This window comes from Variovorax sp. Varisp36 (genome assembly GCF_047304235.1).
Classification (GTDB): Bacteria; Pseudomonadota; Gammaproteobacteria; order Burkholderiales; family Burkholderiaceae_C; genus Variovorax.
Window position 1 is genome coordinate 1 of sequence record NZ_JBGLYU010000080.1, and the last position, 11,083, is coordinate 11,083.

General features: G+C 66.3%; 7 protein-coding genes. 4 read left to right on the forward strand and 3 right to left on the reverse strand.

The features are described from left to right. The first annotated feature begins 25 nt into the window (after window positions 1–25). Complete coding sequence (gene recQ, locus ACCD11_RS27865; protein ID WP_086012098.1) at window positions 26–1,918, forward strand: DNA helicase RecQ; 1,893 nt, start codon at window positions 26–28, stop codon at window positions 1,916–1,918. Between the two features lie 3 nt (window positions 1,919–1,921). Here recQ and ACCD11_RS27870 read toward each other — a convergent pair whose 3' ends face one another. From ACCD11_RS27870 to ACCD11_RS27880, 3 genes are all read right to left on the reverse strand, one after another. After that, entirely contained in the window at window positions 1,922–3,103 is a 1,182-nt protein-coding gene (locus ACCD11_RS27870; RefSeq protein WP_413316324.1) for a nucleoside hydrolase, read from the reverse strand. Between the two features lie 160 nt (window positions 3,104–3,263). Continuing rightward, on the reverse strand, window positions 3,264–4,880 hold the full coding sequence (locus ACCD11_RS27875; protein WP_413316317.1) for a S41 family peptidase: 1,617 nt from the start codon (window positions 4,878–4,880) through the stop codon (window positions 3,264–3,266). Between the two features lie 62 nt (window positions 4,881–4,942). Then, window positions 4,943–7,267 (reverse strand): ATP-binding protein, encoded by a 2,325-nt coding sequence (locus ACCD11_RS27880; RefSeq protein WP_413316319.1) that lies wholly within the window; start codon window positions 7,265–7,267, stop codon window positions 4,943–4,945. A 116-nt stretch (window positions 7,268–7,383) separates the two neighbouring features. Between ACCD11_RS27880 and ACCD11_RS27885 the strand changes: the two genes are divergently transcribed. The 3 genes from ACCD11_RS27885 to ACCD11_RS27895 all read left to right on the forward strand — a co-directional run bounded on the left by ACCD11_RS27885 (window position 7,384) and on the right by ACCD11_RS27895 (window position 10,879). Next, window positions 7,384–8,583, forward strand: coding sequence for a threonine ammonia-lyase (locus tag ACCD11_RS27885; protein ID WP_193386545.1), 1,200 nt, complete (start codon window positions 7,384–7,386; stop codon window positions 8,581–8,583). A 119-nt stretch (window positions 8,584–8,702) separates the two neighbouring features. Further along, a complete protein-coding gene (locus ACCD11_RS27890) occupies window positions 8,703–8,855 on the forward strand; it encodes a hypothetical protein (RefSeq protein ID WP_007831971.1) in 153 nt (50 codons plus the stop codon). A 152-nt stretch (window positions 8,856–9,007) separates the two neighbouring features. After that, entirely contained in the window at window positions 9,008–10,879 is a 1,872-nt protein-coding gene (locus tag ACCD11_RS27895; protein ID WP_413316322.1) for a phosphoenolpyruvate carboxykinase (GTP), read from the forward strand. The last annotated feature ends 204 nt before the right edge of the window (window positions 10,880–11,083 follow it).

The following is an 11,083-nucleotide window of genomic DNA, read 5'->3' on the forward strand; positions in this document are numbered from 1 at the left end:
CCTTCCGACCTCCCCTCCGCTGCCTGTGTCCTCTCTCGCTCCCCGCCCCATCGACGCCTCCGGCAGCAGCGCACCCGCCGACATCCTTCACGAAGTCTTCGGCTATGCGCAGTTCCGCGGGGCCCAGCAGGACATCGTCGACCACGTGGTCGGCGGCGGCGACGCGCTGGTGCTGATGCCCACGGGCGGCGGCAAGTCGCTGTGCTACCAGATCCCTGCTATCGCGCGGCAGCGCGCGGGGCACGGAGTGGCGGTGGTGGTGTCGCCGCTGATCGCGCTGATGCACGACCAGGTAGGCGCGCTGCACGAGGCGGGGGTGAGCGCGGCTTTTCTCAATTCCACGCTCGACTGGGAAGAGACGCAGGACGTGGAGCGCCGCATGCTGCGCGGCGAGATCACGCTGCTGTACGCGGCGCCCGAGCGCGTGAACACGCCGCGCTTCCTGTCGCAGCTCGATTCGCTGAAGGAGCGCGGCAAGCTCTCGCTGTTCGCGATCGACGAGGCGCATTGCGTGAGCCAGTGGGGCCACGACTTCCGCCCCGAGTACCGCGCGCTCACCGTGCTGCACGAGCGCTACGCCGGCGTGCCGCGCATCGCGCTCACGGCCACGGCCGACAACCTGACGCGCGCCGACATCGTCGAGCGGCTGCAGCTCGAGGAGGCGCGCCAGTTCGTCTCCAGCTTCGACCGACCGAACATCCGCTACACCATCGTCGAGAAGAAGGACGCGACCACGCAGCTGCTGCGCTTCATCGAGCGCGAGCATGAAGGCGATGCGGGCGTGGTCTATTGCCAGTCGCGCAAGCGGGTGGAAGACGTGGCGGTGATGCTGCGCGACGCCGGCATCAACGCGCTGCCCTATCACGCCGGGCTCGATGCGGCGGTGCGCCAGAAGCACCAGGACCGCTTCCTGCGCGAGGAAGGCATCGTGATGGTCGCGACCATCGCCTTCGGCATGGGCATCGACAAGCCCGATGTGCGCTTTGTCGGCCACCTGGACATGCCCAAGAACATCGAAGGCTACTACCAGGAAACCGGCCGCGCGGGCCGCGACGGGGGCCCCGCCGACGCCTGGATGACCTACGGCCTGCAGGACGTGGTGAACCAGCGCCGCATGATCGACGAGAGCCCTGCCGGCGAGGAATTCAAGCAGGTGATGCGCGGCAAGCTCGACGCGCTGCTCTCGCTGGCCGAGGCGAGCGACTGCCGGCGCGTGCGCCTGCTGGGCTATTTCGGCGAGAAGAGCACGCCCTGCGGCAACTGCGACAACTGCCTGAACCCACCGCAGGTGTGGGACGGCACCGATGCCGCGCGCAAGCTGCTGAGCACCATCTACCGCGTGCAGCAGTTGAGCGGCATCAGCTTCGGCGCCGGGCACATCATGGACATCCTGCGCGGCAAGCCGACCGAGAAGGTCAAGCAGTTCGGCCACGAGCGCATCAGCACCTTCGGCATCGGCGCGGAGTTCAGCGAGGTGGCGCTGCGCGGCGTGCTGCGCCAGCTGATCGCCACGGGCGCGCTCGCGGTCGACGCGGAGGCGTTCAACACGCTGAAGCTCACCGAAGGCTCGCGCGCGGTGCTCAAGGGCGAGGCGAGCGTGACGCTGCGCGAATCGGTGTCGTCACCGGCGGAGCGCAAGTCCCGGCGCGAGAAGACCGTCAAGGGCGCGCCCTCGCCGGCCGCCGCCAAGCTCGACGACACCGGCAAGAAGCGCTTCGAGGCGCTCAAGGCATGGCGCGCCGAAGTGGCGAAGGAGCACAACCTGCCGGCCTACGTGATCTTCCACGACGCCACGCTGGCGGCCATCGCCGAGCGGGCACCGGCGACGCTCGAAGACCTGCAGGGCATCAGCGGCATCGGCACCAAGAAGCTCGAGGCCTATGGCAGCGAAGTGCTGCGGGTGTGCGAGGCCTTCTAGCCTTCAGTTCGTCGCGGGCAGCACGACCGGCACCGGCCGCGTGAGCAGGTCGACGTACAGCTCGAAGAAGCGCGCGTTGTCGAACTTCTTCACCACCGTCATCTTCTGCAGCGTGGGGCCCGCAGGCTGCGAGGCATAGCCGATGGAGCGGCCGTTGTCTGCCGCGCCAGGCTTGGCGATCACGTCGACGTAGCGGTCCACCGTCTGCGTGGCGTAGCCCGGGTCGATCAGGTAGGCCAGCGTGAGGGTGTCCCAGATGTTCTGGGTGTAGTTCGGGTTGTTCTCGAAGCCGTTCTTGCCGTCGAAGCCGTAGCCGTTGAGCTTCTGGAACACGTCGGTCACGGCCGTGGGCTTGGCCGGGTGCGCGATGCGGTCGTAGATGGTCTTGGTGAGGAACACGGTGTCGGTCACGTCCAGCGGCACCACCACCTGCGGGATCGGCAGCCGCACCACGTACTGCGCGGCGTCGGGGTCGAACCACCAGTTGAACTCGGCGGCCTTGGTGGTGTTGCCCGCCACGTCGATGGCACCGCCCATGTAGATGATCTTCTTGATGAGCGGGACGATCTCGGGGTTCTGCTTCGCCGCGAGTGCGATGTTGGTGAGCGGGCCGATGGCAAGAATGGTGATCTGGCCGGGATTGGCCTTCACGGTGTCGACGATGAAGTCGACCGCGCTCTTGCGCTGCACGACGGTGTGCTGCGCAAAGCCGTCGGGCGAGGGCTTGAGGTCGGCATCGGTCTTCGGCTCGGGACCGCCCCAGGCGCCGAGATAGCCGTCGCCGCCGGCACCCGCGGCCATCTCGGCTTGCACGTCGGCGAAGCTGTGGTTGAGTGCGTAGTTCGCGCCCACGTAGACGCCGATGCGGTTGCCCACGCCGAGCCGCTCCATCGACATCAGCGCGTCGGCCACGCCTTGCTTGAGCCATTGGTTGCCCGACACCACGCTGATGCCCATGACCTGCACCTTGCCGCTGGCCTGCAATTGGACTGCCATGACGCCGAGCTGGCCGTCGTCGCTCATGGTGTTGTAGTCGCTGTCGATGATGATCTTCTGCGCCGTGGAGCCGCCCGATCCGCCGCCGAAGCCCGGGCCCAGGCCGATGCCGCCGCCTCCGTCGCCGCCGCCGCAGCCCGCCAACACCGTGATGACGGCGATGAACATCGCCCCGATCCATTTGCGCATCTGCATCTTCCGCTCCTGAGACTAAGAGGTTGGTTTTCAGTCGAAGGCACTGAAATACAAACGTTTGCGCAAAGCTTTGCGCAAACGTTTGCCAACTCTACGGCGCAAGCCGCGGCCATGGCAAGCGCCACAACCTAGGGGTTTGCGCGGGCCGGTCGGATCAGGCCGGATCGGGTGCGGGATCGATCAGCCGGTTCTCGCGCAGCGGCGAGCGGCCAGGCATGTAGGGCTGCTCCACATCGGGCACGGCCTGGCTCTTGTCCAGGCCCGGCGCCAGGGCCTTGGACGACCCGGCCGGGCAGGCGCCGGTGCTGCGCAGCGTGAGCGCCGCGGACAGCCGCGCCTCGCTCTGGTCCCCGAGCTGGTGGGTGAAGTCGTCGGCCACGGTGCAACCCGCGGTGGGCGCGAAGCCGTCGCCGTAGTCGCCGCTGCCCTGTTGGTTCACGCCCTTGAACTGGATCGCGAAATAGGTGGTGCCGCAGTTGTCCTGCGGGTAGAAGCCGTAGGGCTTGCCGCAGGTGGTGCCGCCGACGAGGTTGACGGTGACCCCCACGCCGCGCAGGCTGTTGATGACCGACTCGCTCGCCGAGCAGGTGTCGGGGCCGGTGAGCACCGTGACGCGCGAGAGGCCCAGCGTAGGCAGCGCCTGGCCGCTGCGGCTGGTGCCGGTGAAGGGCGTCAGGGTCTGCGCCGCCGTCAGGTGGAACGGGTTCTTGTCGTTGAAGGTGAGTTGCTCGAAGGTCTTGCCCGCGGTCACCGCCGGCGACGAGATCATGTAGGCCAGCCGGCTGGCGATGAGCAGCTGGCCGCCGCCGTTGTAGCGCATGTCGAGCACGAGATCCTGGATGCCCGCGCCCTGCTTGAAGGTGTTCACCGCGGCAATGAGCTGCGCCTCGGAGGTCGTGATGTGGTCGTTGAACAGCAGGTAGCCCACGCGGCCGCTGCCGGTGTCGATGACCTGGACGTTCTGCACCGGCGTGCTGGTGACCTTCGCGGCCGTCAACTGCACGGGAGACTGCGCGACGCCGTTCACTTCGAAGGTGAAGGTGTGCGATTCGCCGACGGCCTTGGGCGAAAGGGCGGCGTTGATCGCATTGACGTTGGCGGTGCCGGTGCTGCTGACGACGTTGATGCCGTCGATGGTGAGGATCTTCGCGCCGCGCTGCAGGCTCGCATTGGTAGCGGGCGAGTTCGGCTCGACAAAGGCGATGCGGATGTCGCGCGGCGGCGAGCTGCGTATCGCCGCCGTCTCCATGCCGTAGCCGGCCGACACGCCGCCCTGCGACAGCTGGCGGTACACCTCGGTGTCGTAGGTAAAGTGAAAGCGGTCCTTGGCACGGCCCGAAGCCGTGGTGAGCGGCGTCTTGAGCACGTTGAACCAGGCGACCGGCGTGGCGTAGTCGGCGGCCTTGAGCGTGGTCGGCACCTCGGTGTACCAGAGGTAGGTTTCGTCGATCCAGCCGCGCACCCAGCTCTTCTCGTTGTCGAGCGAGCCAGCGCGGTCCGGATAGGCGGCACCCGTGTCGGGGTTGACGCCCGCGCGCGGCGCCGCGCACAGGCCGGCAACCGTGGCCGAGGCGACGATGCCGCCATCGCCGCCACCGCTGGCGGGCGGTGCCGTGGTTCCGGGCAGCAGGCCGATCGGCAGGCCTGCGCCACCGCCACCGCCTCCGCCACCTCCGCAACCCGCCAGCAGGCAGGCCACCGCGAGCGCGGCGCCCGCAACCGATGCGCCTGGGCGCGGCAGCAGCCGCGCGTCGACCTTGCGAAAGTCCATACGTTCCTCCTCGTAGCCCGGACGCGCGGATGTTTCGCGCGCCCGGTTTTCTTCTGTTCCCGCTATTGCACGAAACCCATGCCGCGCGATTCGCGCACTTCGGGCTTGATACGGTGCTCGGCTTCGAGCTGGTCAAGGAATTCGGTCGCGGAAAACTCGGCCGCCAGTATGTCGGTCTGCCGTTTCACCGCCGCGAAATCGCCCGGGCACAGCTGTGTCAGCGGGGCCAGCCGCGAACGCATGGAACCTGTCATGAGCGCGGCGTCGCCCGCAAGCGCCTCGGTCACGAACATGCGCTCGCGCTGCGCGGCGGTGAGCGGCATGAACTTGATCTTGAAGGTGAAGCGCCGCAGCGCGGCCTGGTCGAGCCGGTCGAGCAGGTTGGTGGTGCAGACGAAGACGCCGTTGAAGCGCTCCATGCCCTGCAGCATCTCGTTGACCTCGGTGACCTCGTAGGTGCGCTGCGCGCCGCGCCGGTCCTGCAGGAAGCTGTCGGCCTCGTCGAGCAGCAACACGGCCTTTTCGTTCTCGGCCTCGCGGAACATGGCGGCCATGTTCTGCTCGGTTTCGCCGACGTACTTGCTCATGAGGTCGCTGGCCTGCTTGACGATGAGCGGACGGCCCACGGCCTTGGCGATGTGCTCGGCCAGCGCGGTCTTGCCGGTGCCGGGCGCGCCGTAGAAGCACAGCGTGCCGTGGCCGCGCGCCTTCAGTGCCTCGACGATGCGCGGGATCTCGAAGCGGGTCTCGACATGGAGCATGTCGAGGTCGTAGGTGGTCACGCTGCGGCGCTCGCCGCGTCCGGCATCGAGCGTGCCCAAGGCGAGGTCTGCGTTGCGCAGCTGGCGTTCGATGAGCGCTTCCACCGAAGCATCGTCGGTTCGCGCGAGACCCGCAAAGCGCACTGCCGTGCGGATCTGCGCGGGCGTGAGGCCTTTTCGCTCGGCCAGCTTGGCGGTGAAGGCCTCGGACACGACCACGCCTTCGAGCGTCTTCTTCACGAGCTGCTCGCGCGCGCCCGGCGGCGGCGACTTCAGCTCCAGGTGGTAGGCAAAGCGGCGACGGAAGGCCGGATCGATCTGCTCGATGCGGTTGGTGACCCACAGCGTGGGCACGGGGTTGGCCTCGAGGATCTGGTTGACCCAGGCCTTGCCGCTCACGCTGCCGCTGGTGGGCGCCGGGATCTGCTCGGCGCGCGCCATGAACTGCGCAGCCTCGGTGCTGATGGGCGGGAAGACGTCCTCGACCTCGTCGAACAGCAGTGCGGCCTGCGCGCTGCCCTTGAGGAACACTTGGGCGATCTGCAGCGAGCGGTAGCGGTCGCGGCCACTCAATGAATTGCCGTCGCGGTCGGCATACTCGACTTCGAAGAGTTCGAGTCCTGCAGCCTGCGCGACAACCTTTGCGAGTTCGGTCTTGCCGGTGCCGGGCGGCCCGTAGAGCAGCACGTTGACGCCGGGCTCCTTGCGCGCGACCGCCGCGCGCAGCAACGTGACGAGCATCTGCGCGTCTTCCTGCACGAACGAGAAGTCGTGTGGCGTCAGCGCGCTCTTGGCCGAGGGCCGCGTGAACACGGCCATCAGCTCGTTGTGGTCGCGGTACTCGCGCATGAGCACCGGCGGCAGCTTCTCGCTGACCTTCATGAGGTCGGCCAGGTCGGTGATGTTGTGCTCGGAGATGAGGTTCTCGACCAGCCCGATGCGCTCGAGCCGCGAGCCCGCGCGCAACGCCTCGCCCACCTCGCTCGCGTTCACGCCCGCGAGGTCGGCAATGGCCGCATAGGCCTCGGGAGCGTTGTTGACCTTGAACTCGACCAGCAGCGAGCGCAGGTCGCGCTGGTAGCGCGCGAGCGTGCCGTAGAGCAGCAGCGCGCGCTCGGCCTTGTTGAGCTGCAGCAGGCCCGCGAGCGCGTCGATGTTCTTCTCGACCAGCGTCGATTGCTTGCGCAGCGCGTGCGTGAGCCAGTCGCGCGTGACGGCCAGCACCGAGAGCAGGTCCTTCGGCTGGTCTTTCGCGTATTCGTCGAGATAGAAGAAGAGCGTGCCCTCTTCATACGGGCCGCGCCACACGCCGTGGCGTTCCAGCAGCGTGCGGCCGTCGAAGTCCTCGACGCCCTTCCAGGCCTCGTTGCCCGCGCAGCGTCGCCCGAGGAATTCGCGCAGCCGCTGCAGCACGGCCGCCGGCCACACCAGGTGCCGCCCCGTGAGCGAGAGCAGGCCATTGATGTCGCGCCGCACATTGAAACGCGGCCCCTGTTTGGCCGCCAGCGTGAGCACGAAGTGCGAGCACATCAGCTCGAGCACCGGCGCCTCCTTGAGGCCGGGCGACGGCAGTGCCTGCCCGCGTACCGCAGCAGCCACGACATCGACACCCGCACGCTTGACCATCAGGCAACCTCCAACGAGGACAATCTCGGAGCGACCATAACGCAGACTTTTGGCTTCGGGAAGACCGGCGAACGGTAAAAACCCTCATGGGTGCGATTCCAGCCACAATGCGCGCCATGGTCGGAATCGATGAAATCCTGCGCGCCGCGGCGCGTCTCCAAGGTCAGGTGCTCAATACACCCTGCGTCGAGTCGCGCACGCTCTCCGAGATCGTCGGCGCACAGGTGTTCCTGAAATTCGAGAACCTGCAGTTCACATCCTCGTTCAAGGAGCGGGGGGCATGCAACAAGCTGGTCGATCTCTCGGAGAACGGTATACGCGGAGTGATCGCCATGTCTGCCGGCAACCATGCGCAGGGTGTGGCCTATCACGCGCAGCGGCTGGGGTTGCGCGCATTGATCGTGATGCCGCGCTTCACGCCCGGCGTGAAGATCGAACGTACGCGCGGTTTCGGTGCCGAGGTGGTGCTGCACGGCGACACGCTGGATGCGGCCCGCGCCCACGCGCTGGAGTTGGCCCAGCGCGAGGGGCTGACCTTCGTGCATCCCTACGACGACGAGGCGATCATCGCGGGTCAGGGGACGGTGGCGCTCGAAATGCTCGACGTGGTGCCCGACCTCGACACGCTGGTGGTTGCGGTGGGCGGCGGCGGACTGATTGCCGGCATGGCGGTTGCGGCGCGCGAACGCAAGCCGGGCATCGAGATCGTCGGGGTGCAGACCACGCGCTTTCCAGCCATGGTCAATGCGGTGAAGGGTACGCACCACGCGCAGGGCAAGAGCACCATCGCCGAGGGCATCGCGGTCGGAACGCCTGGCGTGCTCACGCGGGAGATCATCGCAAGCAAGGTCGACGACCTGCTGCTGGTGGACGAGGGCGACATCGAGCAGGGCGTGCTGATGCTGCTCGAAATCGAGAAAACCCTGGTCGAGGGCGCGGGCGCGGCCGGCCTGGCGGCGCTGATCCGGCACCCCGAGCGCTTCAGGGGCAAGCGCGTGGGGCTGGTTCTTTCGGGCGGCAACATCGATCCGCTGCTGCTCGCGGCCATCATCGAACGGGGCATGGTGCGGGCTGGCCGGCTGGCTCGCGTGCGCGTTAGCGCGCGCGATGTTCCGGGCTCCTTGGCCCAGATCACGGCCACCGTGGCCGAAGCGGGCGCTAACGTCGATGAAGTCCATCACCAGCGCGCCTTCACGATGCTGGCGGCGCAGAACGTCGACATCGAACTGGTGCTGCAGACTCGCGGACGCGCTCACCTCGCCAGCGTGCTGGCCGCGCTGAAGGACGCCGGCTTCGAAGCCGAAGAGCAGCATTGAGCCGCAAGATCAACCCCGGACGGTTCTATTCAGGGGCTCGCAACCCCCTAGACCGGTCCCAGGCTGCCCGTCGGTAAAATGCCGGCAGTTTGTCAATTGCGTATTCGAGGTACTTCCCGATGTCCAACCCCACCCCCATCGAGCCGAGCCAGGGCGCCGCTGTCGAAAAAGACGCCGTCGAGTCGGTCGTTCACCTGATGCCACTGGTGCTGCCGCTGGCCGGCGGCGTGCTGATGCTGCTACTGGCATCCATCGCGGTCTACATGGCCTGACGCTGACAGGCGTTCGCGCCTTTGTCCGCGGGCGGTGCGGCCCGCGCTGACGCAGTCTCCCAAAGCGAAACGTTTTCTCAAACGGACCTCCGTGCCTGAGCGGCACGGCGCCCCGTTCGGAAAGACGATTTTTCAACTTAGGAGATTTTCCGATGAACGCACCCACGATGAAGGGCCTCACCATTCAGACGCCCTCATACGTCAAGAACGCGAAATTGATTGCCTGGGTGGCCGACATGGCCGCGCTGTGCAAACCCGAAGCCATTCACTGGTGCGACGGGAGCAAGGAAGAATACGACCGCCTTTGCCAGCGACTTGTCGACGCCGGCACCTTCAAGAAGCTCAACCCCGCCAAGCGCCCCAACTCGTTCCTCGCGGTGTCCGATCCGAGCGACGTTGCGCGCGTCGAAGACCGCACTTTCATCTGCTCCCAGGAGAAGGAAAACGCCGGACCCACCAACAACTGGATGGCCCCGGCCGAAATGCGCGCGACGCTGCAGCCCCTGTTCGACGGCTGCATGAAGGGCCGCACGATGTACGTCGTGCCGTTCAGCATGGGCCCGCTGGGCTCGCCGATTGCCCACATCGGCATCGAACTCTCCGACTCGCCCTATGTGGCCGTCAACATGCGCATCATGACCCGCATGGGCAAGGCCGTGTACGAGGTGCTGGGCGCCGATGGCGAATTCGTGCCCTGCATGCACACCGTGGGCGCGCCGCTCGAGGCCGGCCAGAAGGACGTGTCCTGGCCCTGCAACAAGACCAAGTACATCGTTCACTATCCCGAGACGCGCGAGATCTGGAGCTATGGCTCGGGCTACGGCGGCAACGCGCTGCTGGGCAAGAAGTGCTTCGCCCTGCGCATCGCCTCGAACATGGGTCGCGACGAAGGCTGGTTGGCCGAGCACATGCTCATCCTCGGCGTGACGAATCCCGAAGGCAAGAAATACCACGTCGCAGCGGCGTTCCCGAGCGCCTGCGGCAAGACGAACTTCTCGATGCTGGTGCCGCCGGCGGGCTTCGAAGGCTGGAAAGTCACGACCATCGGTGACGACATCGCCTGGATCAAACCGCAGGCCGATGGCTCTCTGCGTGCCATCAACCCCGAGGCCGGCTACTTTGGCGTGGCCCCCGGCACCAACATGCTGACGAATCCGAACTGCATGCGCAGCCTGGACGACGGCGTGATCTTCACCAACGTCGCGCTCACGGACGACGGCGATGTGTGGTGGGAAGGCATGGAACAGGACGCACCGGGCAAGGCGCTGCCCGCGCACCTGATCGACTGGCAGGGCAAGGATTGGACGCCGCAGATCGCCAAGGAAACCGGTGCCAAGGCCGCGCACCCGAACGCCCGTTTCACCGTGGCGGCCACCAACAACCCGGCGCTCGACGAGGCGTGGGACGACCCGAAGGGCGTAACGATCGATGCCTTCATCTTCGGTGGCCGCCGCTCGACCACTGTGCCGCTCGTCACCGAGGCCCGCAACTGGGTGGAAGGCGTGTACATGGCCGCGACCATGGGTTCGGAGACGACCGCTGCCGCGGCTGGCCAGCAAGGCATCGTGCGCCGCGACCCGTTCGCCATGCTGCCGTTCATGGGCTACAACATGAGCGACTACTTCCAGCACTGGCTCGATCTCGGCAAGAAACTGGAAGCCTCGGGCGCCAAGCTGCCGAAGATCTATACGACCAACTGGTTCCGCAAGGGCGCGGACGGTAAGTTCGTCTGGCCTGGCTATGGCGAGAACATGCGCGTGCTGAAGTGGATGATCGATCGGGTCGAAGGCAGCAAGACCAATGGTGTGGAGCACATCACTGGCGTGAGCCCGCGCTACGAGGATCTGAACTGGACAGGCCTGAATTTCAGCGCCGAACAGTTCGCGACCGTGACCAGCATTGACAAGGCTGCGTGGGAGGCTGAATTGAAGCTGCACTCCGAGCTGTTCAAGCAGCTCGAGCACCATCTGCCGAAGGAATTGCCGGAAACCAAGGCTGCGATCGAGCGGCGTCTGGCAGCCTGATAATCGCTGATTGCGCCAACTAAAAAGCCCGATGGATTGTCCATCGGGCTTTTTTATTGGCTGTTCGGTTTGGTTATTGACGGTGTCGTCATTCCCATTGCATTTCCATTTTCAAACTCCCTAAAGCAAAAAACCCCAGTCAGATCACTGACTGGGGTTTTTTGGGCTGTAAGAGCCTGACGATGACCTACTTTCACACGGGAA

Excerpts from the sequence above, each read along its gene's own strand:
- ACCD11_RS27870 (WP_413316324.1), bottom strand. The coding sequence starts at position 3,103 with ATGCGCAAATGGATCGGGGCGATGTTCATCGCCGTCATCACGGTGTTG.
- ACCD11_RS27880 (WP_413316319.1), bottom strand. The coding sequence starts at position 7,267 with ATGGTCAAGCGTGCGGGTGTCGATGTCGTGGCTGCTGCGGTACGCGGG.
- ACCD11_RS27875 (WP_413316317.1), bottom strand. The coding sequence starts at position 4,880 with ATGGACTTTCGCAAGGTCGACGCGCGGCTGCTGCCGCGCCCAGGCGCA.
- ACCD11_RS27890 (WP_007831971.1), top strand. The coding sequence starts at position 8,703 with ATGTCCAACCCCACCCCCATCGAGCCGAGCCAGGGCGCCGCTGTCGAA.
- ACCD11_RS27885 (WP_193386545.1), top strand. The coding sequence starts at position 7,384 with ATGGTCGGAATCGATGAAATCCTGCGCGCCGCGGCGCGTCTCCAAGGT.
- ACCD11_RS27895 (WP_413316322.1), top strand. The coding sequence starts at position 9,008 with ATGAACGCACCCACGATGAAGGGCCTCACCATTCAGACGCCCTCATAC.